The organism is Kluyvera sichuanensis, from assembly GCF_014218705.1.
GTDB lineage: Bacteria > Pseudomonadota > Gammaproteobacteria > Enterobacterales > Enterobacteriaceae > Kluyvera > Kluyvera sichuanensis.
Map to the genome: position 1 here is coordinate 16,439 of NZ_JABBJF010000021.1, position 24,822 is coordinate 41,260.

29 protein-coding genes and 1 pseudogene are annotated in these 24,822 nt (G+C 52.3%); 6 read left to right on the forward strand and 24 right to left on the reverse strand.

The features are described from left to right. Positions 1 to 4 precede the first annotated feature (4 nt). The 20 genes and pseudogenes from HII27_RS18255 to HII27_RS18350 all read right to left on the reverse strand — a co-directional run bounded on the left by HII27_RS18255 (position 5) and on the right by HII27_RS18350 (position 18,055). Positions 5 to 4,585: a tape measure protein gene (locus HII27_RS18255; RefSeq protein WP_185669178.1), complete on the reverse strand. Its 4,581-nt coding sequence runs from the start codon at positions 4,583 to 4,585 to the stop codon at positions 5 to 7. Between the two features lie 7 nt (positions 4,586 to 4,592). Next, the gene (locus HII27_RS18260) at positions 4,593 to 4,817 is read right to left on the reverse strand and encodes a hypothetical protein (RefSeq protein WP_000952684.1); all 225 of its coding nucleotides are present in this window, start codon (positions 4,815 to 4,817) and stop codon (positions 4,593 to 4,595) included. 125 nt (positions 4,818 to 4,942) lie between these two features. Next, entirely contained in the window at positions 4,943 to 5,260 is a 318-nt protein-coding gene (locus tag HII27_RS18265) for a hypothetical protein (RefSeq protein WP_000163862.1), read from the reverse strand. 59 nt (positions 5,261 to 5,319) lie between these two features. Then, positions 5,320 to 6,066 carry an Ig-like domain-containing protein gene (locus tag HII27_RS18270; RefSeq protein ID WP_048231971.1) on the reverse strand — a complete coding sequence of 249 codons (747 nt, stop codon included), beginning with the start codon at positions 6,064 to 6,066 and terminating at the stop codon, positions 5,320 to 5,322. Between the two features lie 74 nt (positions 6,067 to 6,140). Next, on the reverse strand, positions 6,141 to 6,524 hold the full coding sequence (locus tag HII27_RS18275) for a minor capsid protein (RefSeq protein WP_057102242.1): 384 nt from the start codon (positions 6,522 to 6,524) through the stop codon (positions 6,141 to 6,143). A 1-nt stretch (position 6,525) separates the two neighbouring features. Continuing rightward, positions 6,526 to 6,999 carry a hypothetical protein gene (locus HII27_RS18280; RefSeq protein ID WP_000523626.1) on the reverse strand — a complete coding sequence of 158 codons (474 nt, stop codon included), beginning with the start codon at positions 6,997 to 6,999 and terminating at the stop codon, positions 6,526 to 6,528. Then, entirely contained in the window at positions 6,990 to 7,334 is a 345-nt protein-coding gene (locus tag HII27_RS18285) for a hypothetical protein (protein ID WP_060453936.1), read from the reverse strand. Before HII27_RS18285 ends, HII27_RS18280 begins: the two co-directional genes overlap by 10 nt. Positions 7,335 to 7,431: 97 nt before the next feature. Then, a complete protein-coding gene (locus tag HII27_RS18290; RefSeq protein WP_060453935.1) occupies positions 7,432 to 8,265 on the reverse strand; it encodes a hypothetical protein in 834 nt (277 codons plus the stop codon). Beyond that, positions 8,265 to 8,699: a hypothetical protein gene (locus tag HII27_RS18295; RefSeq protein ID WP_060453934.1), complete on the reverse strand. Its 435-nt coding sequence runs from the start codon at positions 8,697 to 8,699 to the stop codon at positions 8,265 to 8,267. The genes HII27_RS18290 and HII27_RS18295 overlap by 1 nt, the downstream gene beginning before the upstream one ends. Before the next feature lie 399 nt (positions 8,700 to 9,098). Next, a complete protein-coding gene (locus tag HII27_RS18300; RefSeq protein WP_060453932.1) occupies positions 9,099 to 9,980 on the reverse strand; it encodes a major capsid protein in 882 nt (293 codons plus the stop codon). Between the two features lie 26 nt (positions 9,981 to 10,006). Beyond that, positions 10,007 to 10,903, reverse strand: a complete 897-nt coding sequence (locus tag HII27_RS18305) for a DUF6651 domain-containing protein (protein WP_045339224.1) — start codon at positions 10,901 to 10,903, stop codon at positions 10,007 to 10,009. Positions 10,904 to 10,925: 22 nt separating this feature from the next. Further along, positions 10,926 to 12,500: a phage portal protein gene (locus HII27_RS18310; protein ID WP_185669179.1), complete on the reverse strand. Its 1,575-nt coding sequence runs from the start codon at positions 12,498 to 12,500 to the stop codon at positions 10,926 to 10,928. A 33-nt stretch (positions 12,501 to 12,533) separates the two neighbouring features. Beyond that, positions 12,534 to 13,790 carry a phage terminase large subunit gene (locus HII27_RS18315; RefSeq protein ID WP_002211787.1) on the reverse strand — a complete coding sequence of 419 codons (1,257 nt, stop codon included), beginning with the start codon at positions 13,788 to 13,790 and terminating at the stop codon, positions 12,534 to 12,536. A 2-nt stretch (positions 13,791 to 13,792) separates the two neighbouring features. Further along, entirely contained in the window at positions 13,793 to 14,434 is a 642-nt protein-coding gene (locus HII27_RS18320) for a hypothetical protein (RefSeq protein ID WP_016051617.1), read from the reverse strand. A gap of 195 nt (positions 14,435 to 14,629) precedes the next feature. Beyond that, positions 14,630 to 14,896, reverse strand: coding sequence for a hypothetical protein (locus HII27_RS18325; protein WP_000176291.1), 267 nt, complete (start codon positions 14,894 to 14,896; stop codon positions 14,630 to 14,632). Positions 14,897 to 14,905: 9 nt separating this feature from the next. Next, positions 14,906 to 15,796: a hypothetical protein gene (locus tag HII27_RS18330; RefSeq protein ID WP_032803507.1), complete on the reverse strand. Its 891-nt coding sequence runs from the start codon at positions 15,794 to 15,796 to the stop codon at positions 14,906 to 14,908. Positions 15,797 to 15,801: 5 nt separating this feature from the next. Further along, positions 15,802 to 16,056 (reverse strand): hypothetical protein, encoded by a 255-nt coding sequence (locus HII27_RS18335; RefSeq protein ID WP_001113021.1) that lies wholly within the window; start codon positions 16,054 to 16,056, stop codon positions 15,802 to 15,804. After that, positions 16,049 to 16,687 (reverse strand): ATP-binding cassette domain-containing protein, encoded by a 639-nt coding sequence (locus tag HII27_RS18340; RefSeq protein WP_016051719.1) that lies wholly within the window; start codon positions 16,685 to 16,687, stop codon positions 16,049 to 16,051. The genes HII27_RS18335 and HII27_RS18340 overlap by 8 nt, the downstream gene beginning before the upstream one ends. Next, the gene (locus tag HII27_RS18345; protein WP_058687819.1) at positions 16,684 to 17,352 is read right to left on the reverse strand and encodes a ParB/Srx family N-terminal domain-containing protein; all 669 of its coding nucleotides are present in this window, start codon (positions 17,350 to 17,352) and stop codon (positions 16,684 to 16,686) included. The genes HII27_RS18340 and HII27_RS18345 overlap by 4 nt, the downstream gene beginning before the upstream one ends. Beyond that, positions 17,352 to 18,055, reverse strand: a pseudogene (locus tag HII27_RS18350) (ParB/RepB/Spo0J family partition protein). The gene HII27_RS18345 and the pseudogene HII27_RS18350 overlap by 1 nt, the downstream one beginning before the upstream one ends. A gap of 59 nt (positions 18,056 to 18,114) precedes the next feature. Here HII27_RS18350 and HII27_RS18355 point away from each other — a divergent pair. From HII27_RS18355 to HII27_RS18380, 6 genes are all read left to right on the forward strand, one after another. Further along, positions 18,115 to 19,674 (forward strand): DEAD/DEAH box helicase, encoded by a 1,560-nt coding sequence (locus tag HII27_RS18355; RefSeq protein WP_006812522.1) that lies wholly within the window; start codon positions 18,115 to 18,117, stop codon positions 19,672 to 19,674. 2 nt (positions 19,675 to 19,676) lie between these two features. Beyond that, on the forward strand, positions 19,677 to 19,955 hold the full coding sequence (locus HII27_RS18360; protein WP_016051715.1) for a hypothetical protein: 279 nt from the start codon (positions 19,677 to 19,679) through the stop codon (positions 19,953 to 19,955). A 60-nt stretch (positions 19,956 to 20,015) separates the two neighbouring features. Continuing rightward, a complete protein-coding gene (locus HII27_RS18365) occupies positions 20,016 to 20,438 on the forward strand; it encodes a hypothetical protein (RefSeq protein ID WP_048231964.1) in 423 nt (140 codons plus the stop codon). A 4-nt stretch (positions 20,439 to 20,442) separates the two neighbouring features. Further along, the gene (locus tag HII27_RS18370; protein ID WP_060453922.1) at positions 20,443 to 20,970 is read left to right on the forward strand and encodes a transcriptional regulator; all 528 of its coding nucleotides are present in this window, start codon (positions 20,443 to 20,445) and stop codon (positions 20,968 to 20,970) included. 322 nt (positions 20,971 to 21,292) lie between these two features. Then, positions 21,293 to 21,943, forward strand: a complete 651-nt coding sequence (locus HII27_RS18375; RefSeq protein WP_023316005.1) for a hypothetical protein — start codon at positions 21,293 to 21,295, stop codon at positions 21,941 to 21,943. Between the two features lie 50 nt (positions 21,944 to 21,993). Further along, positions 21,994 to 22,149, forward strand: coding sequence for a hypothetical protein (locus HII27_RS18380; protein WP_185669180.1), 156 nt, complete (start codon positions 21,994 to 21,996; stop codon positions 22,147 to 22,149). Positions 22,150 to 22,841: 692 nt separating this feature from the next. On the opposite strand, the gene HII27_RS18385 is transcribed toward HII27_RS18380, so the two are convergent. From HII27_RS18385 to HII27_RS18400, 4 genes are all read right to left on the reverse strand, one after another. Further along, positions 22,842 to 23,324, reverse strand: coding sequence for a hypothetical protein (locus HII27_RS18385; protein ID WP_048231962.1), 483 nt, complete (start codon positions 23,322 to 23,324; stop codon positions 22,842 to 22,844). Between the two features lie 205 nt (positions 23,325 to 23,529). Then, positions 23,530 to 23,811 (reverse strand): hypothetical protein, encoded by a 282-nt coding sequence (locus HII27_RS18390; RefSeq protein ID WP_016051708.1) that lies wholly within the window; start codon positions 23,809 to 23,811, stop codon positions 23,530 to 23,532. Between the two features lie 127 nt (positions 23,812 to 23,938). Continuing rightward, on the reverse strand, positions 23,939 to 24,334 hold the full coding sequence (locus tag HII27_RS18395) for a hypothetical protein (RefSeq protein ID WP_016051707.1): 396 nt from the start codon (positions 24,332 to 24,334) through the stop codon (positions 23,939 to 23,941). 127 nt (positions 24,335 to 24,461) lie between these two features. After that, on the reverse strand, positions 24,462 to 24,773 hold the full coding sequence (locus tag HII27_RS18400; protein ID WP_022649933.1) for a hypothetical protein: 312 nt from the start codon (positions 24,771 to 24,773) through the stop codon (positions 24,462 to 24,464). Positions 24,774 to 24,822 lie beyond the last annotated feature (49 nt).

Genomic DNA, 24,822 nt, shown 5'->3' on the forward strand with positions numbered 1-24,822 from the left:
GTGGTTAGTTACGTTGAGAGTTAGGGTTGAGCGAACCGCCTGGTCGCTTCTCCTGAGCGATGGTTTCAAGCGCGATCGCCTTCATGCGCTGTGCGGCCTGACTCCATGCGCCTTCGGAATTGCTGTTCTCCGTGACACTGCCGTCGCTGTTGACGTTGATCTCAATGCTGACGGGGGAGAACACGCCACCACCACCGCCTTTAATACCCTCTGCATTGAGCGTGACCGGGATGGAACGACCATCCGGAAGCGGAACGTAGGCTTCGTTCATGTCTCCCTCGCCAAACAACGCCAGCTGTGGGGAATCCGCGATGCCACCTTTCTGGTACGCCCGCAGCGGAACCACTCCGTCTTTCCCGAAAATTCCGCCTTTAGCGAACTTAGGAATTGAAGGAATGCCATTCGTACCATCTGCCGCGGAACCAGTCAGATTGTTAAACCCGGAGCTGCCAGAAGAACCCGACATCAGACTATCAAACCCGCCACCAGCCCAGGCTGATACCAGTCCGGAAACCACTGTCGAACCGAAACTCAACCACTTGTTGCCTGATCCGGAAGCATTTGCCCCCAACATGGCGAACGCAGCGGAGAGTGCGCCAGTAACAGAGCTGAGGTTCTGCATTGAGAAGATGGAGGTCTTCACTGCTTTAGTTTCAGCGTCTTTGGCCTCGGTACTACTGAACAGCCCCGACACCCAACTCCCAATCGCGTTGGTTGCCGTACCGATAGCGCTGGTCGTTTGCTGAGTCGTCTGACCCAATCCGGACACAGAACTGGAGGTCTCTTTCGTCGCTTCACCTACTGACTTGTCACCGTTGACCGAATTCATACGGACGCCTTGATTAGCAACCGCTGACGCGACACCAGAAAGCAGATTGCCACTCTGAGAGCTTCCCGCTGCCGTCGTTCCCATCCCCAGCATGTTCATGAGAGGCAGGGTGATCTGCGTCTTCACAACCATGTTGGTGATGTCGCGGAGAATGGATTCTGCCAGGCTGGAGAAGTCCATTTTCCCCTTCATGACGAAGTCGGTGAGCGTATCGGTAAGACTGCTGAACAGATTGCTCCAGCTGTTTTCCAGTTGCTCGGCCAGATTTTCATACTCAAGCGCCAGCTTCTGCGTGGCCGTGCCGGTCTCTTTGATGAGCGCGGTATTGCCAGCGGCAACAAGCTGATTGATCTGCTTGGTGTACAGCGCCACAATTTTCGGATCAGAAGCCTGGTCACGCAGATCCATCAACGCTTTCAGGTTACGGTTGTAGGTGTCGTTGAAATCGGCCACCTTCTCTTCACGAGACGGCTTGTAACCCGCGCTAATGATGGAATCAGATTCCGGCGCCCAGGTGGAGATCATCTGCTCGACGTTGCGGCGGTTGAACATCTCGCGGTAGTCGTCGCTCGCGTTAGCCAGATCAGCAAGGCGTGACTTGGCTTTGTCGATCATCTCCTGAGTGATGAACTCATTCGGTACGGCGTTGGCCAGTTCGGTCAGCGATTTGGTGGTATCGCGGAGAGACTGGTCAAACGACACGGTCGCTTTAGAGCTTTCACCCATCTGCCCCATAAGCTGATCGGCTTTATCCAGCGCTTTCTGGTAGCCGGCCGCCAGCTTACGCTGCGCATTTTCTTCCTTCCTCGCGGCACGCTGAGAAGCATTGGCAGTGCGCTGGCCGGCTTTTTCCGCTGCTGCTGCATCCTGCTCACGCGCTTTGGTTAGTGCGGCGATCGCTGCTGCACGTTCCTCGTCGCTCATTTTCTCCAGAGAGCTGGCGCTGGAGGCTTTCTGCAGGTTCAGCTGGGTTTTGAGCTGCTTCGGCCCAATGATCGGCTTACCTTCGAAGTCCAGCATCGCCGTACCGTCTGGCAACGTGCGCTGATAGGTTGCGGAGTCCATTTGGTTGCGCATGTACTGCGCCAAAGCTTTCTGGGCCGCCTTGTCACTCGTACCAAGCCCCAAAACGGTTCCCTGGTTGGACATGACGCCCTTACCAGTTTTGGCAGCGTTATCACGCTCAAACTCGGCCTGAGTCAACTCCTGAGCGACAGCTTCCAGATGCTCCTGATAGCCCCGAATACTGCCTTGTAGCTTCTGAATCTGCTCGGTATTGCCCTCTTTCTTCGCTTTTTCGAGCAGATCGTTGTAGTGGGCAATCTGCTTCTCGGTCGCGTTTTTACGGGAGGACAGGGAATCGACCAGTTTTTGCGCCGGTTCCAGGTATGACTTGTTCACCGTTTCACGGAGCGGTGCGAGAAGTTTGTTCTTCTCATCGTCGGACAGTGATTTGTCGTCATTGATTTTCTGGATCTTGTCCAGAGCCTCCTGACGTGCTTTCACAAATGTCGCAGAGAAGACCTGATTGTCGGCCCGGATTTTCTCAATCTGGGATTCTGCTGCCTCTTTAGCCAGACGTTTGGCTACAGCCCCGTCACCCAGCGCAATGGTGCCGGTAATCTTCTGGTACTCTTCCTGATTCTTCTTCAGGCGAGCCTCGATATCGGCTTTTGACTCTTTGTGAGTGACAGCGCCAACAGAGTTGGACACATAGCTCACGCTTTCGCCTGTTTTGAGCGCTCGCTGGTCTGCGATGATCTCTTTTTCGAGCTTTTCCGCACGCTCTGCCATCTGCGCACGTTTGGCCGCCGTCATCGCTTCCGGGATTTTGCGGATCTCGTCAACGACTTTTGACGTTTCGCTGCGGAGCATGGTCATATACGTGATCAGCCCAGCCACAGCCACGGTAGCGACGGTGAACGCTGCACCAATGGGGTTTGCTGCGATGAACGCAGTTAGCCCAGCGAATGCCCCCTGTAGCCCCGTAATCGCGCCACGGATAGCGAAGATCAGCGATGGGATTGGAGCCAGCCCCATACGAGCCGCACGATTAAAGCGGGTGACAGCTGTCGCGCCCAGATTGAACGGCGCCTGGATGACAGTCGACATCGTCGCAAACGTGTTAACAATCTGCCCGGCAGTGCCAATCACGCCCATGATACCCGCACGCATCAGTTTGAACGCCACCATAGCGGCCACTACTTTGCCCAGGTTGACAATCAACTCCTGGTTTTTCGCCAGCCACTGCGCCAGCTCACGTAAGCTGTCGATTGCGGTGGTAAGTCCGGAACCTAATGAGTTAGCGAACGAAATGCCTTCAGCGCTGTTCATAATGGAGGCCAGCTCTTTCATTCCCTTTGAGAAAGAATCCAGATAGCCCGCCTGACCGACGCGATCGGCAAACAGCGTAAATGAGGTTTGCAGTTGCGCCAGCGCACCGGTGTAGGTCTGCATCATGTCTTTGGCGGCGTTTTCGTTCTCTGCACGCAGACCAACGAACATCAGCGATAGCGCCTGCTTCGCTTCCACAGTGCCGGTGGAGACTGCTTTGGTCAGTTCCCCCATAGTGATACCGGCAGCGTCTGCCATCGCCTTCATCGCGTTAGGAACGGCTTCACCTAATTGCTGACGCAGTTCTTCCATCGACACGACGCCCTTACCGGACATCTGCTGAACAGCCACGGCAGCACGTTTAAGCAGCTCGCTATCGCCGCCGAAGCGTGCAACGGAGTCCACCAGTGCTTTCAGCGATCCGTCAGTAGGATCGAGACCTGCCGAGCGGAATTTAACGAAGGAATCGGTCAGCGCCTGCATCGCAAACGGGGCGTTTTGCGCCATATCCACGATGTACTGCATATCCTCTGCGGCTGCTTTGCCAGGGTTGGCCTTGTCCTTGTTCAGCCCGCGCAACATGACGCGCATACGCTCCATTTCGGAGGCAGCTTCGACGATTGGCTTCTGCCAGCCGAACAGGATGTCAGTTACCGTTCTTGCCGCATCACCAATCTCGCCCAGCAGGAAAATATTGCCTCGCAGACCAGAGAACACGCCATTTTCAGCACCGCGCCCGCCGTGGCCATAGGAACCGCTGTGTCGACCGCCACCGCCATTACCACCGCCCTCACCGTAGCCGCTGGTGCGCACACGCACCGGCTTGCTGATCAGCTGCTGGCGGCCAATCACCGCATCCATCTGATCGCGGACTTTCTTCAGCCCCTCGGCAGCCTGGCTCGTTGTGACGCCCCAATTGCTGAGACGCTTCGTCGTGGTGTTAAGGCGCGTATTCATGCCACTCACGGATGCAGAGGCTTCTTTTACCTCCGTACCGAAGCGGCTGGCGCTCTTACCAGCGAACGTTGCCCAATCGGAAAACTCATTGAGTTCAGACTGAACCTTGCGCAGCGATGTGGTGAGTTTATTAACGGATGAGGTGGTTGTGTCGACGCGCTCAATCAGAGTTTTGAGACCTGAGTTGAGGCTGGTAATGTTGCCTCGCGTCTTGCGCGAAACATCAGACACAAGCTCGAAGCCGGCAGCTACATCCTGTAGTTTGTCTGCCGTGGCATCGAGCTTGGACTCCAGAACGCCGATGATGCGGGAGACCGAACCCAACGAGCGTTCCAGATTGTTAATTTTCTGAGCGGGCTTTGTGGCCTGCTCCCCGAATCTGGTAAGTAGCTTACCCGCCCGGTCGATTGACGCTGTAAACTGCTTGTCTTCCAGCGACAGGATAAACTCTACGTTTTGTGACATTCCCTTGTCATCCTCTGCCAAAAATTTGCATCAGTTGCTCTTTGGCGTCAGGGTCTGCCTTATCCTTGCGCGGATCGTAGACTTTATCGGTTACGACTGGTCTTCCAATCCTGAGTTGCAAACCCTCCATGAACGCCTTCACGCCCTCGCCATCTGCCTGGGCAGCGCGAGCGACTTGCAGGTTGCGGACATCCTCTTCCGCGCGCAGGCGGTCGATGTTGCGACTGAGCATCCAGAACATCGTTAGAGGGACGCCCAGCAGCTCTAATGGCGACACGGCGTAGTGAGCAACTACACGACTGAAATAGAATCCGAGATCTATCGATACGGTCTTTACCCCGGATTCATCGCGGGAAATTACTTTGCCCCTTCACCAGCCGCTTTTTCGTTCTCTTCATCAATCACTTCCATAGCGAAGGTGAAGATCTGCTGGAGCTGCGGAACAGTCAGTTTTTCCAGTACAGCGTCCGGCACGGATGGGATGACCTTGCGAACCAGGTCGGCGTAAGCAGTAACCTGCTCAACAGGCGACATGTTCTGAAGGTCTTTGCCTTCCATCTGCTTGATGGAGACGAACAGGCCAACAGTCATTTCAACGATGGGATATTCCTGACCGCCGAACTTGATGCTTTTCTTCGGAGGCAGAATGGAGTCGAGATCGAGTAATTTGGTCATTGGTTAAAGTCCTTTTAAAAGAGAGGCTCTTCCTGAGCCTCTGCTTAGTTACATCGCGATTATTGGGCAGAATTAACCGTTACTGCTTTGGTCGCTTTCTTGCCGCCGCTATTGCTGGTGAAGGAGATATTTGCCGAACCTTCAGCTACTCCGCGAACCAGACCAGTCTGGTCAACGGTTGCCTTCTCCTGATTGTCGGATTCCCACACACCAGTTTTGTCGCCGGCATCTTCTGGGGTGATCTGGGCAGTCAGCTGCACGGTCTCACCAGCTTTAACTTCCGGAGATTCCGGAGAGATAGAGACGGTTTTAACCGGCTTTGGGCCACTCATTTTCCCCAGCACGCCGCTATCATCCGGGTAAGCGGTGAATTGAACGGAGAACACGCGAACATCATCAGACTGGTAAGTCATGGTGAAGTTACCTGCGGTCGCCGCTTTCGGGATGGTCAGAACGTAGTCGGTGGTATCCTGCGGGGTCAGAACCAGCTCTTTGGCTACGTCGATCAGGTTGACGCCCTGTGCGGAGGTGATGGTTACAGCGTTATCTTCTTCGCTCAGGGTAGAACCCGGCATCAGATCGACCATATTCTTCAACACAGACTCGGCCAGCGGCGCAGTGATAGTGATGTTACGACCCTGCACCAGCTCGGAGATGGTGGTCTGCCCCAGCTGGTCTACGGTGACTTTCAGAGTTTCGGTCGCAACCTCAACCTGAACACCGCCTTTGGTGTAACCCAGATCAACGCCACCAAACGACACTTTGCAGGCGCCAAGTTTGATGTTTTTTACATGGGTATTGGACATTGTTGGAAAACTCCTTTTTCCGTTAAATCAGCACCTTCATGGCGCCAATGGTAAGTATATACTTACTTATTTTATTAATTCAACAAATAGCCCGCAAATTCAATCGGGATACCCGCTTCAATTAATGAGCCTTCGTTTTTGGGATAAGTGATCGGCATAGACATTGGCCGAACCAACCGGAAGTAAACGCCCTCTGACACGGTTTCTTCGACCGGGAACATATCCATGATCTTATTGGCTTTCGCCACCGCCTTTGTGATCGTCGCATTACGCACGATGACGGTAAAAGAGTCGTGATAAAAGCCTTTCAACTCATGGTCAATAGCGATCCCCGTATTGGGATTAACCAACAGAACACCGGACTTCACATTGGCTGGCATGTAGTGACAGAAAATGTCAGCGCCGACTGTACCGATCTTCGCCTTCTGCATCAGGCTCGCAAATGCTTCAATAAACACATCAACCTCTCGTAAAACCTGCTTTCCTTGCCGCTTCTGCTATCGTCTGAGTGAACTGTTTTTCACTGATCTGTACGGCTCTCTCAAGGAACAAAGGCCCAACTCGTGGCTTCACACCAGCGACTGGCGGGTTGGTGACGCTCTTCATGCGAGAGAGATAGCCGAGACGATACTTGCCCAACTCCATGTACTCCGCATAATCGCCAACCTCAACGCCCGGATGCCCTTCGCGTGGTTTGGCTCCAGATACCGATAACTCAATACGAAGCCCGGTATAACCTTCTTTGACCACTCTCGCGAAGATCGCGCTTTCGAGTGAGCCAGTCTCCAGCGGGGCCATTGCCCGCGCAAGACGCTCAACCAGACGCGCCAGCTTCTCCATGTCACGGATGAGATAACGCTTAAAGGCTTTCTGGCTGTTATTGAGCCTGTCGCCAGCACGCTTAAACTGATGCGCGTCGTACTTCAGACCCATATGTTTGCCCCTACTTCCAGATGCCCAGGGCGCCCACGCAGTCCCCAGCGACGATGCACGCTGGATACCTTCAGCTTTTGCCCCTCCAGAATGAGAACGTCATCAAGCTGTACTGCGGCCTCAAGTGGGATCACCAGAACAGCATCGAACAATTCCAGATCCGCTTTACCGCGACTGCCGGAGCTGTCCGCACGTACCGATGATTTCTCGTTACTTTGCTCAAACTTAACGACGCCGACGTTCGTCTTCCTGACGAACTGCAATTGCGCTTCACCGTAGACGTTCTTCGAACCCAGACGGTAAATCGCTATCTCTGCTTGCCATGAAATGTTCATGCACTCTCCCTGTGGTTGGCCGCCGCACTCATTACCAGGCGAAGGCGCGATTGCTCGTCTTGAGCCTTTCGACCAGAAGTAAATAATGCGACTGGCGTTACGCACGGCGAACAATCATGCGGTTATTGATGTAACTGACCAGCAGTCGCCAGGTACTGCGAGCCACATGCACATTTGCCGCTTTGCCGGTGCGGTACATATTAGTCGTTTCACCAATGGACTCAGACAGAATGCCGTCCTCGCGGGCTGCCGCTACGTCATTACCGTTAGCGATTTCGCAGGCTTCATTAACCACGGCCAGCATTAATGCCTGTTTGAAGTAGTCCGGGAACTCGTCGAATTTCTCCGGCGTTATCTGCTCCCAATCAATCAGATCGTGACGATATGCCCCGTCAGCGCCCCACGGAATGTCATAGACGTTCAGCATGTTTTGCGGGCGGTCGTAACGGTCGAAGTCGATACGCAGGACTTTGCGGATTGAGAACGGCAGCGTTTTGACGCGTCTGGTGGCCTCAATGAGACGTTTGCGCATCAGCCCTTCTCCATCAGCTAACAGGGTGTCGCCGTTCAGCATATCGATAGCTTGCATCTGGGCGTCTGCGACCGTTGCGAATGACTGGCCTGGAATTGACAGCTCGAAGCTATTCAGCAGAACGTACATCTTGCGCTCTTCATGCGTCAGCCCGGATGCCACCGCTTTGACAATGACGTGTCGCAGATCGCGCTCTTTATCTGAAAGCAGGTTGTGTTCGGCCGACACGACAACCGGAATGGACATCTGCCCCTCAGTAATGTCGAGAGGTTCGTTATCAACGATGATCGCACCAGCGCCATCTCTGACGGTGTATGTGGCCGACGCAATATCCAGAACGTTAAATGCAAACGACAGGGAAACAGCTTCCCCGCTACGGTACGTGTCGATCTGCGCCATCACTCACCGCCCTGTGCTTTCAGGATGCCTTCGATCATTTCAACGATGCCTTTGGCTTTAACGCCAATCTGGTTGCCAATCTGACGCAGACCCGCAATACCCTCACAGTCCGCAATCGACTCCAGCTCTTCACGAGTAAAGCGCTGTACCGGTTTGGCTTCGACTTCAGCCGTACCACGTTTCATTGGCACAATATCCGGGGCCGCCGTCTCGACAATGTCGTCCGCAGTCAAATCATTGCGGCTGCTGTACGCGGCAGAAGGAGATACATTTTTGCCTTCAACTGTAGTGGCACGCATGGAGGCGCAAATTCGCTGCTGGTCGATGAATGGCAATTCGGCAACCGAGACTCCATCCACAAACTGAATGCCACAGAGGATGCCCGTATAACCCAAAAACTGAGGCTCCAATAATTGAATTTTTGCTGGTTTCATGGTTATTCTCACTTAATGGGCGATCGATATCGCCCATGTGTTAGTTACGCGGCAGGTGCTTCGGTCACTTTGACCGTTGCTGTCGCTTCGTAGGTTCCGTCTTCGCAAGTAATTTCGCAGATTCGTCGTCCGGTACAGTCGGCTCAGCCGGAGTAGTGGAAACGGACGGGACGAATGGAACCGCCTGGAGGCAAGCAGCAAGACGTCTCTGCTGGCGCTCACCCAAAGGCTCGTCAGAGATGGAATGAGTGAATCCGGTGCCGCATACATGACCCGTGAAATCCGCAAACACCTCTTCAGTGATCTTCATCTTTTGTTCTGGCATTTCTCGCTCCTACAAAAAGGGTGGGCGTATAGCCCACCCTTAAACGGTAGATAATTACTTACCTACTATACTGATCAAATTTTTACGTTGGTCAGTGCGGCGATAGCCTTGTCGTGCTTGTTCGCCAGAGAGCAGTACCACTTAACGCGGGTACGTACTGCGTCTTTGTTCTGTACAGTACCGATGTTCTCAACAACGATACCGGCGTTTTCGCCACCGTACAGACCGGTCACGCCGTTCTCTTCGGACAGGTGCAGACAGTAGATGTCCGCAGCGGTGTTGTCTTCGCTCTTCGGAATGAAGTCGTTGATGATGAACGGAACACCGTTATGGCACAGCATCGGACGACCGAAGTTCTCCATCATGATTTCGGACGGGCCTACGTTGACGGTACGCAGCAGAGCGCGGTACGCACGCAGGTGTTCGGAACGCATCATGATGCAGTCAGCGCCTAGGTCTTTCACCGCGTCCACCAGCTCGTCGAACATGGAGAACGTCATGGAAGCCTTAGCGATGTCGATCTTCTGATCGTTGTGCATCAGCTTCGGAATACCGTCGAATGCTTTGGTGTTCTCGGTGGAGTTACCCAGAATCAGGTTGCGACGGAATGCACGCGCCAGACCTTTCACCTTCTGACGAACCTGGATTGCCAGCTGGCTGTTGGTGTCAGACATAGTGGTCGCCAGGAATTTGTCGACGTCTACGTCGCCTGCCAGGATACGCAGTTTCGCAACGTGTTCGGTGAAGGTTGCAGCGCCTTCGGTGATGGTGTCGTTCACATCAATAAAGGTTGCTTCGCTCAGGGTAGCTTCACGGTTGTAGAGGTATGCCTTAGAATTAATCTTCATGAAAGGCAGAACAGCGAACAGGTCATCGCGATCGATGATGGTCTCGATCACACCCTGCTCAAGTTCGTTGTTAGACAGCTTTTCAGCTTCATCACGCAGTAATGGCATCTTTCATTTCCCTATGATTTAAGATGTTACTTGAGTCCGATTTTCCCCAGACCGGAGGTCAACTTATCCATAGTCGACTTGCTCTTCGGCTGGTTTACTTTGTGGGTCGGTTTGCTATTGGAACCAGCACCCTGCTTGGCTTCGCTGCGCAACAGTGCGTCAGCTTCCGGATCTGCACGCAGAATACGCTCAATCGCGGATTCGAACGGTAACGGTTTGCCTTCACCGTCAACCAGAACTGCACGTTCTTTCTGACCGGCTGGCTTATCAAAGCCCACAACACTACCGTCTTCACCCACTTCGAAATGAGATCCGTAGATAACGCGAGCCTTAGCCGGAGTCATCAGAACTTTGTCACGCAGGAAGGCAGAGCCGCTGAAGGAAGCGCCAACAGTCATTTCGACCAGTTGAGCCTTCAGTGCGGCGTTCTCGCTCTCCAGAGCGGAGTAGCGTTCGTCGCGCTGTGCCAGTTCAGCCTGGTGCGCTTCGATCATCTGCTTTTTCACAGCATCGAACTCACCACGGCGTTCCAGTTCAGCCTGCTCCGCCTCCCGACGTGCGGTTTCTGCGGCTTGTTCAGCTTCGAGAAGCTGGCGAGCACGCGCCGGGTCAATATCACCGTACTGAGCCAGCTGATCGGCCAATGTGCGCTCTTTCTCCTTGCGCTTCATGTTCTCTTTCAGCAGGTCTGCACCGGCTTTCTTGGACTTACGCAGTTCTGCCAGCAATTCTTCCTGAGTCATACCGGCATACTCGTCGTCGTCACCCTTCGGTTGCTCTTTTTGCTCGCCCTGTTTGCCTGGGTCTTGATTGCCCTGCTCATTGTCTCCAGCAGGAGCACCGCCACCAGCGCCTCCGCGCTCATGCGCTTCGGCTACATCCATCAGGCCACGACGGGCCATAAGCATTTGCCACAGATTCATAGAAATTCCTTTTCGTTACTTATCACTCGGTCTCTTGAGTAGATGAGTCCCCATTCCCTCGGGGTTGATCTTGCCCGCTTTCTTGGGCTGCATCTCGATCATAAGTAAGTACTGACTTATTTTCAAGGGTGTTAAGATCATTTTTTGGAGGAAATTTCAAGAGATCTTTTTGAAATTCCTTTTGCATCACCTCGGAAATGTTCGGGAAGACCTTCTCGATGAGCATTTCCATCTGATGACGACGAACAGAATCAGGCGCCTGGAGCAGCGACAGTTTCTCAGCAACGGCAAACTCGTCAGTCAGACCGCGAATGTCGAAACTTTCCGGGTACGCGATCAGAGAGTGGTCTTCATCCAGTTCGACACCCATCCATTTCGCTGCCAGCTGCATCATCTGGCGCTCTGCCCTTTCGAGGCGCTCTGCTTTTGTCACCAGCAGACTGTTAACGCGCTGGAAGTCGTACATCTTCGCTGCGCCCGAAGAGTTATCGATGCCCTGTGCGTTATCCTGCTTGGTTCGCTCACCTGCCACACCAACGGAATGGTAGATCTCGTTAATCACCGTCTTAATCGTGGTGATAATCATCTGGGCCTGTTTCGGGTCCGGAGACAGGTAGAATGGCTGATTACCGCTCTCAGAGTCGAAGGTGAAGACGCGCTTTGTCCCCATTTCAAGCACTTTGGTGTGGTTTTCATCGCCCGGCAGCAATGACTGAACCGGGATCGCCAGCTGGCTGAATGTCTGATCCTGAATAATCGCGTCAAGGTTCGACAGGTAGTTGGCCACGGCGCGATCAAGATAGGCAATATCGTCAATCAACGACGGGCTGAAATACGGAGACTCGCTTTCACCAATGCAATCCACCGGGAACACCGGCACCACGCCCAGATTATGCTGGCCGCTATCCTCCAGAACGACTTTGGCCTGACGGCGACCGCTATTTCCGGAACCCTTCTTCACTTCTTCACGGAACAGATACCACTCGTTTTGCGTCCACAGACGGTAACGCTGGTATTCCTGCCCGGTTGAAGTGAACGGATCTTCGTCGTCGCGCGCGATTTCAACAATCAGCGCCCACAACATATTGCCGTCTTCATCCCAGGCAACATCAAGCAGCTGCTGCGGCGAAATCCAGTAAGCGTAGGCACGCGCATCATTTTTCTTCTCGTCTGCAACAGACTCAACATCGACGTTCATCGTGCTATCCACGACAACCCAGATACGGCCATAAATGGATGATTGCAGATCGATAGCCGCCATAAACGCATCGATGGAGGCGTTCTGGCGCGTGGCTCGCTTCCAGAAATTGCGGATCTGCTCCGGTGCTTCATCAGTGTTGCGGTGAATGACCTCTTTGAAGAGGTATTTGTTGATGAGGTTTACCACTTCGCGCGTATGGTTGAAGCGATAAGCGCGTTCCAGGCGCTCTTTGAACTCCTGATCGCCCTCTTTGAAGTAACGGAAGATATTGTCGTTGAACCAGGCACGCCCGCCAGCGTAGGTGCTGGCGAGGAAGTCCCAATGTTCTTTTTTCTTCTCATATTCAGGGTGGCGTCGTGCCACAAGGTCTTTGATTTGCTTGTCAGTCAATTCCATTTGATTTCCCTTTCCACTTAGGTAAGTACTTACCTATCTAGATCCACCAAGAATAACACGATTTTTCACCGGATACCTACGATGAACCGGATAACCCAACGCATCCGCACTGTGTTCGATGCCGCCAGTCTTATCCATATCGCGTGAGCCTGGCTTGTAGATCACCTTCTCCAGCGAGTCGATGAGGTGTTTGCACTTCGGATCGATGTACAACCGGGTTTCGCCCGAGGCACTCATCAACATGCGGTTCACTGCGTTAACACGGTCTGCGATCGGCGGGTGCTTCTTCGGATAATCGACTCGAAGGAAACCTTTTTCCTTGAAGATATCGACGTCCGATTCGCCGCGTGCGTGCTGGCGATACGCACCTGCCGGGTCAGGGAAGATAGTGACCTGAGACTTCCAACGCCAGAAACGGCGCTCCAGCTCATCACACACTTCAGCCGTGTTGGAAGAGAACAGCACAACCTCGTCCACGGCCCACAACTCGCCATTTGGCTGCGGCTGCAGGATGACCGATGACATAGGGTCGATGTTGAAGTCCTGACCAACCCAGATCGGCAGTTTCGGATTGAACTGGAGTGGCTTCACATGCACATTGCGGTCGAACGGGTAGTAAACGCGTCCGGACATGTTTTCGAAGCTGGCCAGGTATTCCTGTGCGAACGATTTAGGGTCCATATCGTTCTTCGCTGCTTCGATTTCCGCGCTCGGTACGAACGGAGAATCGGCCGTAACGAACTGCCAGCTCTTCCACTGCCCCTTGCGTTGCAAATCTTTGTTCTGACCGATAGTCCACAGCTTGTGGAACTCGGAGAAGCCTTTTGGCGTACCGATGATCAGCGCACCGCCACGGGTGGAGGACAGTGTCGGACGCAGTACCTTGTACCAGGTGTCAGGCTTCATATCCTGAAATTCATCGAGCACCACAAAGTGCAGTGCCACACCACGAAGCGTATCGGGCTTATCCGCACCTTTCAGCGCGATTTCAGAGCCGTTCTTCAGCACGATGGTCATCGTGGTGTCGTTTTTCTTACGAACCCATTTACGCGGCAGAACTTCCTGCAGGTCATCCCACAAGATCTGGCGAGCCATCTGGTAAGTCGGTGCGACGTACCAGACACGTTGCTTCTTCTCTTTGGCTGCCGCGCGGATGATGGTGGAGATCGACAACCGGGATTTACCCCAGCGTCGACCCGCACACACCACTTTGAAACGATGTGGCGACTGGAAGACTTGCATCTGCCCAGAATGCAGCTGTACGAGACTCAGAGACGACGGGATGGCCATAGTTAGACGCTCCCATCACTTTCATCACCAGACGCGTCAGAATCGCCCTCAGCTTCGCTCAGTGCTTCCTCTTCGAGTGACTCAAGCAGATCGTCATCAATCAGATCCGGCTCATCATCTTCCTTACGCAGCTGCGCCACCTGGGAAGGCGTAAGTTCGCCAAATACCAGGTTCGGGATTTCGTCGTCCTCGTTCTCCACGCGATCCATACCGAGCGCTTTCGACGATATTTCGAAGCACTTAGCGAGTGTGCCGCTGGCACGCTGGAGACTCTTCAGGTCATCTTCGATGGCTGCCAGTGGCCTGCCGTCCTTCTTGGCTGTGGCCACCTCATGCATCACCATACGACCGAGTGCGAACGCCCAATCGTCGTAACGAGTCCGGCGCTCTTCGATTTTCTCTGCACGCGCCTTCGCACGCAGCTCTGCGTCGGATTTGAGCGACTCGCGCACCATCTTCCCAACGGAGTCCGCGCCTTTCTCTAATCCACGCTTTTTGAAATGTCTGGAGAGCGTTTCACGACGAATGCCGTACTCTTCCTCCAGCTTGGAGAGTGTGTATTCGCCGGAAGTCCACTTCGCTTCGGCTTCTGCCCACTCAGCTGGTGTCAGGCGAGTTTTGCTCTCGTCTTTTTCTACAGTCATAGATCCCTCTAAAACACTCAGAGCGCATCCTTGCGCTCCTAAACAACTTGTTTAATTCAGTGCCTAACCAATTTGTTTTCTGGGTGTTTAAAACCGGGCTGGGAAGTATTCAGAACCTGCTTCCGTATATATTTAATAAGTCACTTAGTATTTATATATACGGAAGCAGGCTCTCAAACTGGCTCCCAGACCGACTTACATCACCAGTAATTTGGCTCTGGCACGACCTAACGTGGTCAGTCCCAGCGTGCGACGGTGGTAGCCGGAATCACCGCGCTGGCGGCACATTCCTTTCTCCACCAGCCCCTTTTTCACCAGTGCGCGGATAGAGAACTGCATACTCTGTTTGGTCGTTTTGTACGGCAGCACTTCAAGCAGCTCGTCCAGATCGAGCAGATGCCCACGCTCATGGCCTAAATTGATGGTTTTGATGATGTCTTTTTGTTTGTCGGTCAACGTCATGGCAAATCCTTATGCCGGTAATGCAATTTCAAGAGGTTTATTCAAAGGCTGTTTGTCGAATGCCAGCAGTGGCAGCGTGTCCGGCAGCTGACGACCAAAGTCCGGGTTTCGGTACACGCCATACAGCGGAGACGTGAAGCTCAGGTTGTGAATGTCCTTGAGCAGCTTCACGATGCTGGCCTCGTCCACCAGGCTGTCGGCAATGTCCTGAATCGTCGTGCCACGATTACGCCCGGCTTTGGCCAGGGAACTGTTCTTGTGGTAGTCAGCGACCAGATCACGCAGCGCACGACGACGGCGAGACTCACTCATGGCGAACAGCTCTTTGACGATCGCTTCGTTGTCGCCAGGGTCAGAACGGAAATGACGCTGGAAGACGCGCAACGCACTCTCATAGCTCTTCGGACGCTCCGGACGGATGAACTGGAACCCTGCTTTCATGGCGAACGGGTTGTATTTGCTCATCGACGACTGGATCTCGATGATTGGCCGGTCGTGCATCCTGCTAACCAGGTTAATCATTCGATAGGAGACGCCGACACCGCGGTACTGAGTGTCAACAACGGAACGGCTGATCACGGCAAAGTTGTTGTTCACGTACCGGCCCCAATACTGGTTGGCCACGGTGGTATTGGTGGTTGGCTTCAGCTTAGGAAACATGCGATGGCGAGGCGCCAGCAGCAGTTTCGGGTAAGCCATAACCACGACGCCCACCAGCCGGTCGTCCAGTTCGCAGCGATAATACGTTGGCGCGAACGGCTTACCATCCGTCTTGTAGTGCAGCGACTTCAGCGCGTGCCAGTCTTCAACCGTGCCTTTGGTAACGGTCATACGCTCCAGAAAGTCCAGATGACGCGGGAACTCTTCCGGGCGGTAGCGTTTGATGATGATGCCTGTCATGTCGATCACCTACGCTCGATATTGGCATTGATGAAGTCCAGGCGAAGCGATTCCATCGCCCCAACCATGACGTATGGACGCCCACCGTTATGCCAGCAATCCAGCACACTGCCGTCGTTGTTGATCATCAGCAGTGCCAGGCTCTGGCTTTTGCCTTCTCTGGCGTACTGGAGTGCTTCTTCCAGCAGGCGGATGACTTCAACGTTGTTGTTGTCAGCCTCTTTCGATGGCTTCAGCTCTACGATCTTCAAATCAGGCATATTCCACCTTCACGCGTTCTTTGTAGTGCTTGGTGATCTGCATATCCGGGCGCAGCGCGTTCTTCAGGTCTTCGTGGGTCGTCGCCACCATTACCGTCGCACCAACCTTACGGGCGGCACGCTGGAGGTTCGACGCCACAACCTGGGCGGTTACACGGTCGAGAACAGCGCCAAATTCGTCGGCAGCCCAGACTTTCGCGCCGGACTCGATCAGCTTGGCGATCTTGAGACGGTATTTCTGGCCGTCAGACATCTCGGATGGCTTACGCACAAAGAGATAGGCGTCGTTCAATCCGGCCATAGACAGCAGCCCCAGCGCTTCGCTGGTGGTTTTGCCCAGCTGGTCAATGACGTTAACCTCATTGTCGAAGGCAAAGTCATCGATGGAGGCTACAGAAAGCCCTTCATCCTTCATCTGGCGTTGCAGCTCGCGCAGCACAACGGATTTACCGGAACCGGATTGGCCGGTGATGTACACCACGTCGCCCTGCTTCACTTCCAGCTCCAGATTGTCGTAAAGCGTCCACTCTTTTTCGTCCAGACCAAGACCGAACGATTCGGCAATCTCCAGCGTGCGCGTGGTTTTGTTCACGCGGGTCTGAAACGATACGTTGATGGTGTATTTGCTCATGCGGCCAGCTCCCCAGAAGAAACTTTCTCCGCATACGCCACGAAAGCGTCTACCCCGCTCTCTCCCGTGATTTCTTCCATGTGGGCAAGCAAATCCCCAACCACAATGGCAGAGCCAGCAGGGAGCGTTTTAAAACCCAATACGTCGATGACGCGGACTTCTTCAGCGGCCACTTCGCGACTGATCTCGGTGTGCTCTTCTTTCTGGCGTTCCGTCTCTTCGCCCAGATCGAGCACCAGAGAGCCGGTTTCCATCTCTTCGGTCATGCTGCCGACAAGCACGTTCAGCTCGCGCTCTTCAAAACCGAAGACCTCGACGTCGCCCAGCACCAGGGATTCCAGTTCCTGCTGCAATTTGATGGCGTCGTAGTCAATACTGGCCAGGCGGTTGTCTTCCAGACGCTTCGCCTTCACTTCTTCTTCGCTCAGATCGTCGCGAACGATGACCGGCACACGCTCCAGACCAGCCAGAAGTGCCGCCTCGCGACGACCGTGGCCAGTAATGATGACGTCGTGCTTGTCGACCGTGATCGGCTGGTCAAAACCGCGCTTTTTGATGGCGGCCGCCAGGTCGCGGATCTGCTGTTCGTCATGTTTTTTGGCGTTCATCTCATACGGGATAAGTTCTGCCGGGTTTCGATAGACGATTTCAAAGTTTTTGGTCATTACATACGCTCCTTGTAGTAGTCGACCAGCCACACTAGGGCTTCCCCGGCGTTCTCAATTTCGTTACCGGTATTGATCCCCTGCTCTTTGATGATGGTTTTGATGGTGTCGGCGACGCGATCTGACGCATCAAACGTCACCTTAAAGCGCATCGTCTGGTGTTCAGCGCCGACTCGCTCGGTTTTCTCGCGTTTGTCATCATCGACCGGCTCGTCATCGCCACGGGAGAGTGCTTCCAGCGCCTCAAGATCGATAACGGACGCTTTGGCGAGTGTTGCCGCCATCTCGTCGTCATACGGGGCGATATCGGACAACCGGTAGTCGATTTCAGACTGGATTTCTTCGATTAAGCGCTGCAAAGCGACCTGATCGTCTTCGCCGTAGCGCTCGTTATCGACGAGGGACATCTGCTTGGCCACCAGGTCGTTAATTTTGCCCACGGAGATGACGGGAACCGTTGAAATGCCCTGCTCCATCGCGGCACGCCAGCGGTGTTCGCCACCGAGGATCTCAAAAATGCCCCCGTCCAGCTCCCGCGCCAGAATTGGCTTAAAAAAGCCCAATTTTTCGATAGAGCCTTTCAGTTTTTCGAAGTTTTGCGCTCCAACGGAGTTGGTATTCCAGGGATTCGGACGCAGGTTCGCGACTTCCACCTGCAGAATCGTAATTTTCACATCCATAATTCTGATACAATCCATTGTATAAGTACTTACTTACTATAATAGCCAATTACCATACAAAAGGCACGAAGGAAAGAGGTTTATGACAGTTCGGATTGTATCGAATGCAGTCAATGCGCTGATTTCTGGCGCTGATGACAACGTGAAACGGCTCGTTCAGGAGATGTTGAGCTATGAAGTGGAGGCTGGTGACTGGAAAGGAACCAGCACGATGTTCAACTGGAGCAAAAACGCGTTCCCGGCTGGGTTTGCGAAACCAGTTGCAGCCAACCTTCTGAAAGCTGGCATCAAATGCGTGCATGTGCGCAAGGAAAAAGCCCCCGCGCTGGGCAAGCCGAACCCGGTAGTTAACCCATTCCCGTATAACCCGGACTATGCGTATCAGGATCAGACAGTGGAAACACTGGTGCGCGAAGGGATGATGATTGCCCAGATTGCGACGGGTGGCGGTAAATCGAACGTAGCGTGTAAGGCAGCTGCTCGCATTGGTCGTATGACGCTGTTTTTAACCACGCGATCGGTTCTGATGTTCCAGATGGCAGAGAACTTCCAGAAATCCATCGACTACCGCGCGGAGAATGGCGAGCCGTGGCTGAAAGGTCAGAAAGTTGGGGTGATTGGATCGGGTGAGTTCCAGGTCTCGCGCCATATCAACGTTGCCACGGTGCAGACCCTGGCCAGTTTTCTCGAAGAGCCACCGCGCGACGCATCACCGGAGAAAAAACAGTACCACCTGAAGCGCCGGGAACTGGTTAAGCGCTTTCTGTCCAGCGTTTCTCTGCTGATTCTGGAAGAGGCACACGAATCATCTGGTTCTAACTTCTACGACATCGCCCGGTTGTGCATCAATGCTGACTACCGTCTGGCGCTGACAGCAACGCCGTTCATGAAGGACTCGACTGAAGCAAATATGCGTCTCATGGCCGTTGCTGGTCGCATTGAGATAAAGGTCACGGAGAAATATTTGATCGATCGAGGTATTTTAGCCAAACCCTACTTTCTATATCATAAAATCGCGTACACTCCAGACGAGGTGCGGATTAGAGCCGAACTTGCTTCAAAACACCTGAATTTTCGGGTTGGAATGAGTACGGCTTACCAGAAAGCCTATCAGTTAGGCATCGTTTATAATCTGGGACGCAACGAAGCTATTGTGCGTGAAGCGTTAATGTACAAGAGCCACGGTCTGAACTGTATGACGTTGGTTCGCCTGAAGCGTCATGGTCAGATCTTGATGGAAATGATGAAAGAGAGCGGCCTGAAGGTCGATTTCATCTACGGAGAATCAAACCAGACTACCCGACAAGCAAAGCTCAACAGTCTGGCGGCAGGCAAGATAGATGTTCTGATTGGTTCAACCATTCTGGATGTTGGTGTCGACGTTCCAAGCGTAGGGGCGGTGATTCTGGGTGGCGGCGGCAAAGCCGAAGTTGAGATGCGCCAACGTGTTGGTCGCGGTCTTCGAGCCAAAAAGAATCAGGCTAACGTGTGCTTTATTACCGACTTCATTGACGTGAGCAATAAATACCTCATGTCGCATTCATATGAGCGGAAGCACATTATCGACACGACGCCTGGATTTGCCGAGGGAGTATTGCCGGTGGGTAGCACATTCGATTTCACTGTTTTGAATAGAGAGTAAGCATGAGCGAGAAACGCGCTATACACTGCCAGGTTCAGTTAACCGAAAAAGCAAACGACAAGCTGGAAACCTTTCAGAATCGACTGCGTGAACGCAACATAAAACTGTCAAAGGCAGACATCATTAATCTGGTGCTGTCCAACATGACGATGGCTGATTTTGATAAGGCAGCTACATCATTAGAGGCTTCAGCCAAAGCTCGCGAAAAGGTCATGAAGATTTACGAAAACTCGGGTATGACCAAAGAAGATCTGGCCGATATTCTAAAACGCCTCGATTGAGTATCATGGCGCCTTGAGGCGCCATGATTTTTCGTAAAGATAAGGATTTTGTTCGGTACAATGAAACACGCATTACTTCCTCTGATTGCTACCTCCGCGTTACTTATCACTGCATGTCAATCTCGTCCTGTTTCTGTCTCTGATGCAAAGCCAGCACCGCAGGCCAGAATATTCAAATACCAATCTCCAGCGGCATCTACGCTGGTGGTACTGAGGGATAAAAGCATGGTGGGCGCAGGTTGCGACGCATCGATCTTCATCAATGGCGAAACCGTTGCCAAACTTGAGACAGGTGAAAAAGTCACTTTTCATCTGGATGCCGGAGAATGGATTGTTGGCGCTTCACTGGAAGGCGCCGGGCTGTGCGCACTGAACCCTGCTCGTCAGGAACGCGAGACGATCACCAAAGCTGGCGAGACGAAAGTCTTCCGGGTGTTCACCAGCAACGCAGGTGACATCGATATCCTACCAACGACACTGTGACGATATGACGAATATTACTGACATCACCTACGGGATTCCTGCAGAAGTCTGGCCGCGAGATTACACCAACGTGGAGAAGGCGCTGATGTTCTGGCGTAAGTCTCTCATTCCTGTAAGGGTCACGATGGAAGATGGTCAGGTGTTCTGCATGTACGTTCAGGGTCTCATGTCGTCGCGCAACAAAGTCGACCTTTGCCCTGCCCCGTTCGACAAAGAAAATCGTATAAGGCTCCCACTTGAGCGAATCAGCACGATTGAATCAGGTGTGACAGAAGGCATTGCGCACGATTTCACGGGTCGGACAACGGTACACCCAGACTATGTGGAGAATCGGCCATCTCGCCGTGATTTCTTCAAAATTTGTCGCCAGGCTCATGAGATGCAGAAGTCTATAAGGGTCTACATGGCGGATGGCCGTGAAATTGAGGGTGTGTCTTCAGGCGTAGACGCTTGCCAGGTCACGCTCAACATGGGGGACGGTCGGAAGACAGTCGTCATGTTCGATTGGGTCGAACGGATTTTACCGTTTTAAATCAATAAGGGTAATAACCGGCTAAGTCCGGTTATTATTTTATGTGTCACTTCCCGTTATATTTATTTCCCCTAATCCCGATTCCGTTTTAAATATATAAGGGTGATTGACCGAATAGGAAATTTATTTAGGCAACACCTTCGAGAAAACGCGTTTTATTTCTAAGACTTTGATTTTTATTGAAGAAAAATTTTTTCGTTCCCGCGTAAAAAACTCTTGATTTTAATTTCTGTATATCGATAATTAGTCACATCGAAAGCGAACACGCTAACGATAAACAAATAACAAATTAAGTTATCAATATTACATAAGGATTAATATCATGTCTAACGTTGCTATCTCTAAAAAATCCATCATCGACGCTGCTGTAGTTATCGCTAATGAATTACAAGTTGCAGCCAATAATGCTACTCAGACTTATAACAATCATTATCAGAATGGTACGCACACAAAAGCAGATAAAGCTAACATGCTTGCAGCGACTACCAAACTTGCATACTTCACCAACAACGTTTTAAACGCTGTTAATGATGAGAAATTAGCTGGTGTCTTTTACTACGCGATTAAAGCAAGCAAACAAGCGCCAGAAGTGTTTTTCCGCGAAGCTATGACCAATAGCTATTCACTCGAAAAATTGGTTTATCTGGTTAAATCTATCAAGTCTGGTAAATGCGTTTATTCCGTCGCTGATATGTCCGGATCTCGTGTATTCGCATTAATCGAAATGATTAATGATGAACTGGAAACATTCACAAATGGCGCTGTTTTCGATTTGATGAATGAAGCCAAAAAAGAAAATGAAATTAAATTGGACGCTGGATATACGCAAGCCAACCAGCTGATCAATCTTTGTGAACGTCTCGGACTGGTCGAAAAGATCAAAGGAATGGGCGCAGCGAAAAACGGATCGCAGCAATATCGCTTTATCAAGAATGATTTTTATAACTATCTGGCTGATGCTTTCAAAGCGTAATTAGATGGATATAGCGCCCACTATGGGCGCTATTTTTAAGGATAAAAATCATGATTAGTTATGACCAGATCCGCGCGGAATATCGCGCAAAATATCGCGCTTATAAACTTGAATTAATCGACGACTTAAAAGCGCAACGTGACAAATTAAATTTTACGTTTTCTGATTTGCTTAACAGCAAAAGAGACTGTAAACGCAAACGTTAATATTTGCGCTTGTCTGAAATGATCGGAAAACTGCAAAACAGCATTTAAGCAATAGCGCCCACTATGGGCGCTTTTTTCGTTTCAAGATCCGCACATCATAACGCGCCATTGTTGGCGCGTTTTTTATTGTCTGAAGTCAGCCAAAACAGACCAAAAATAAGCGCCATAAACGCGCCAATTTAACGCGTTTTTATGTGTGGTGGTACATACCCATTACCCACAATAAAAATCACGTTATAGCGCGTTTTACAGCGTTTTAGCGCGTGGATTATTTTGTCGTGTCGTGGGCGTGATCGTCTGGCGATAGCTGGCGACGTGATCCGCGCTATCCTTCGGGACGTGTCGGCAATGTTGGCGCTATCCGTGGGCGCTCGCGTATCATTGGCACGTTGGCGCGACGTGTACGCGCTTGCAGTGGTTTACCCACGGATTCACATAATCACATAGCGAAAGCTATCTGGATGGCTCAGGGGCTGAAACCCCACCAGCGCTACCCCAGCGCCGCTACGCAATTTCTGGCGCGATTCTGGGCTTCTCCCGCTCTGTTTTCTACATAAAGGCAAACCCAGCCGTTTCCCGAAAATTTCCTGACCGTTTCCCTTCGGTTCCCCGGACAGCTCTCTGGCCGTTTCTGAAATTCCCTGCGGCAGCTGGTGGACGAAAAGAAAGGGGCGTTTCCGGCCCCTCCCCTCTTACTTGCCAGCCATGATGTGAATGCGGTTCTTTCCGTACACCTCTTTCACGTATTCCCCGCACGAGACACTCCACGAGTCGATTCCTGCTTCGTAGGTGACGTTTTTGCACTTGATGGCATTGTTGGCGATGCGCATCCCCTCCCCCACTGCTTCCTGTTCGCTGAAGTCGAACCCGGATTCTGTTTTAACCCATAGCGCGATCTGCGTGGCGAACTCGATGAGTTTTGACTGGCAGAAGCGACCGCTGCGTACCGGGAAGATGAATACGCCAAATCCCGAAGTGGAGACATACGCTTTCTCAAATACGCGCTTATGGCGACGGTTGCAGATTATGTCATTGGTGATCTGCTGTTTCTCTTTACCGGACAGTTCGATGGTTACATTGTCACGCCAGGCGCCCAGCACGCTTTTCTCGTTATCAGAGAACGTCACAGAAATATGGCCATGCGCAGGGGTGTTAACAGTAGCGATAAAATTCATGGTGATAATCCTTTAAACAACTTGTTTTCTTGTTTGTTTAATTATCGCTACGCGCATAAGGCGTCCAAGCGTTCTGTTTCGGCAACTGGTGGCCGGCAGGGATTCGGAGGGTTGTTCGGTAGCCTGGCGGTAAGAGGTGGGTGTTTTTAGCCTGCGGGAAACAGGATGGTCATTTAAGGCCACCAGCATGGGTGGCCTCGTTTTCTTAGTGGAGCAGACCGACGTCGATGGTATCGCCGGAGCCATCCACGCGGATCATCAGCATGGCGAAAGCATTTAATGGGTATCCTGCGTGCCAGTCCGGGAAGCGGTCATCGCGCATGAAGTCGGCAATGTCATAAACGCTGTCCTCAAAGCGGAAGAAGCGGGCATCACATTGTTCGTCCTGTTCAATGTGATCCATTTCCTGCTGCTCTTCCGGCGACAGGTCGAGCCAGGATTCCAGCCATACGTTTTCAGCTTTAGGGGAGATAGTGAAATCGGTCATGTGCATATCTTCCATGCGTAAACATCTTGTTTTCTAGTTGGTGTAATTATCGCAGTGTGGATAAGGCAAAAAACATTTTGTTATCGGGGATAAGAAAATGGCGCGGGGTACGCGCCATTGGAAGGGATTATTCAAACACGCTTTCGGGAATAAATTCGTCTACCATCGCGCTGGAAACGATGCGCAGACCGTATTGACCCATCCAGGTGCTGTTAGAGTTCAAATCAGAGGTAAACAGCGTGTCGACTCTGGTCATCAGCTTATCGAACATCGCCTTGTCCGCGGTGCGGAAGTACGCTTCCAGCTTTAGCAGCAGCGGGTCGGTTGCGTTGCTGATGTTCTGATAACCTACGGTGTATACCGCACTTTCACCTTCCCCCTCGCGCACTAAGGTGCTGGTGTGAACCTCCGTTCCGGTAGTGTTGTCACGCAGAACGACGGTCAGTTTGGCAACTTTCTCGCCGAAGGTGGTTTCGGACGCATAATGTAAATCCAGCACAAGATTTTCGCGTAAAACAGTCATCTTTATCTCCCTGTATTTGACTAACCTATATTATTGTCATAGGTATGTACTTACAATACAGGAGACTAAAAAAGCCCCGAAGGATGAACGGGGCTGTCGTAGGGTCGACTAATCGCTTTTGCACATGTCAGGCTGTCGCCAGGAGAGAGGCACGCTGGATTTCTTGCTGGGCTGCTTTGTTCGCCTCCAGTAGCGCCTGTTCCAGCTCTCCTTCCGGCCAGATAATCTGTTTTGCCATCCACCCTCTTCCACTCTGGCGACGCACACTCATGACGTAACGCGTGCGGGAACCATTGTCGAATGAGACCAGCGTCTCTTTGAACAGGCGAATGGCAGTGCCGTTGGCGATGATATCGAGCAGGGTCAGCTGGCTCATTGCGGTTGGCTTTTCTTTACGTGGCTGGCCCGCACTCAGTTTGGTGATCATCGCGTTTTTCATAATTCACTCCGTAAACAACTTGTTTTCTTGTTGGTGTAAATAATACCAG

Bases quoted from the DNA above. Each gene is read 5' to 3' on its own strand.
- HII27_RS18260 (WP_000952684.1), bottom strand. From the start codon at position 4,817: ATGCTCAGTCGCAACATCGACCGCCTGCGCGCGGAAGAGGATGTCCGC.
- HII27_RS18395 (WP_016051707.1), bottom strand. From the start codon at position 24,334: ATGACTGTTTTACGCGAAAATCTTGTGCTGGATTTACATTATGCGTCC.
- HII27_RS18300 (WP_060453932.1), bottom strand. From the start codon at position 9,980: ATGCCATTACTGCGTGATGAAGCTGAAAAGCTGTCTAACAACGAACTT.
- HII27_RS18330 (WP_032803507.1), bottom strand. From the start codon at position 15,796: ATGACAGGCATCATCATCAAACGCTACCGCCCGGAAGAGTTCCCGCGT.
- HII27_RS18325 (WP_000176291.1), bottom strand. From the start codon at position 14,896: ATGACGTTGACCGACAAACAAAAAGACATCATCAAAACCATCAATTTA.
- HII27_RS18335 (WP_001113021.1), bottom strand. From the start codon at position 16,056: ATGCCTGATTTGAAGATCGTAGAGCTGAAGCCATCGAAAGAGGCTGAC.
- HII27_RS18375 (WP_023316005.1), top strand. From the start codon at position 21,293: ATGTCTAACGTTGCTATCTCTAAAAAATCCATCATCGACGCTGCTGTA.
- HII27_RS18280 (WP_000523626.1), bottom strand. From the start codon at position 6,999: ATGGGTCTGAAGTACGACGCGCATCAGTTTAAGCGTGCTGGCGACAGG.
- HII27_RS18345 (WP_058687819.1), bottom strand. From the start codon at position 17,352: ATGACCAAAAACTTTGAAATCGTCTATCGAAACCCGGCAGAACTTATC.
- HII27_RS18340 (WP_016051719.1), bottom strand. From the start codon at position 16,687: ATGAGCAAATACACCATCAACGTATCGTTTCAGACCCGCGTGAACAAA.
- HII27_RS18255 (WP_185669178.1), bottom strand. From the start codon at position 4,585: ATGTCACAAAACGTAGAGTTTATCCTGTCGCTGGAAGACAAGCAGTTT.
- HII27_RS18365 (WP_048231964.1), top strand. From the start codon at position 20,016: ATGAAACACGCATTACTTCCTCTGATTGCTACCTCCGCGTTACTTATC.
- HII27_RS18390 (WP_016051708.1), bottom strand. From the start codon at position 23,811: ATGACCGATTTCACTATCTCCCCTAAAGCTGAAAACGTATGGCTGGAA.
- HII27_RS18290 (WP_060453935.1), bottom strand. From the start codon at position 8,265: ATGGCGCAGATCGACACGTACCGTAGCGGGGAAGCTGTTTCCCTGTCG.
- HII27_RS18360 (WP_016051715.1), top strand. From the start codon at position 19,677: ATGAGCGAGAAACGCGCTATACACTGCCAGGTTCAGTTAACCGAAAAA.
- HII27_RS18385 (WP_048231962.1), bottom strand. From the start codon at position 23,324: ATGAATTTTATCGCTACTGTTAACACCCCTGCGCATGGCCATATTTCT.
- HII27_RS18400 (WP_022649933.1), bottom strand. From the start codon at position 24,773: ATGAAAAACGCGATGATCACCAAACTGAGTGCGGGCCAGCCACGTAAA.
- HII27_RS18315 (WP_002211787.1), bottom strand. From the start codon at position 13,790: ATGGCCATCCCGTCGTCTCTGAGTCTCGTACAGCTGCATTCTGGGCAG.
- HII27_RS18355 (WP_006812522.1), top strand. From the start codon at position 18,115: ATGACAGTTCGGATTGTATCGAATGCAGTCAATGCGCTGATTTCTGGC.
- HII27_RS18265 (WP_000163862.1), bottom strand. From the start codon at position 5,260: ATGACCAAATTACTCGATCTCGACTCCATTCTGCCTCCGAAGAAAAGC.
- HII27_RS18295 (WP_060453934.1), bottom strand. From the start codon at position 8,699: ATGAAACCAGCAAAAATTCAATTATTGGAGCCTCAGTTTTTGGGTTAT.
- HII27_RS18285 (WP_060453936.1), bottom strand. From the start codon at position 7,334: ATGAACATTTCATGGCAAGCAGAGATAGCGATTTACCGTCTGGGTTCG.
- HII27_RS18380 (WP_185669180.1), top strand. From the start codon at position 21,994: ATGATTAGTTATGACCAGATCCGCGCGGAATATCGCGCAAAATATCGC.
- HII27_RS18310 (WP_185669179.1), bottom strand. From the start codon at position 12,500: ATGGAATTGACTGACAAGCAAATCAAAGACCTTGTGGCACGACGCCAC.
- HII27_RS18305 (WP_045339224.1), bottom strand. From the start codon at position 10,903: ATGAATCTGTGGCAAATGCTTATGGCCCGTCGTGGCCTGATGGATGTA.
- HII27_RS18270 (WP_048231971.1), bottom strand. From the start codon at position 6,066: ATGTCCAATACCCATGTAAAAAACATCAAACTTGGCGCCTGCAAAGTG.
- HII27_RS18320 (WP_016051617.1), bottom strand. From the start codon at position 14,434: ATGACTGTAGAAAAAGACGAGAGCAAAACTCGCCTGACACCAGCTGAG.
- HII27_RS18370 (WP_060453922.1), top strand. From the start codon at position 20,443: ATGACGAATATTACTGACATCACCTACGGGATTCCTGCAGAAGTCTGG.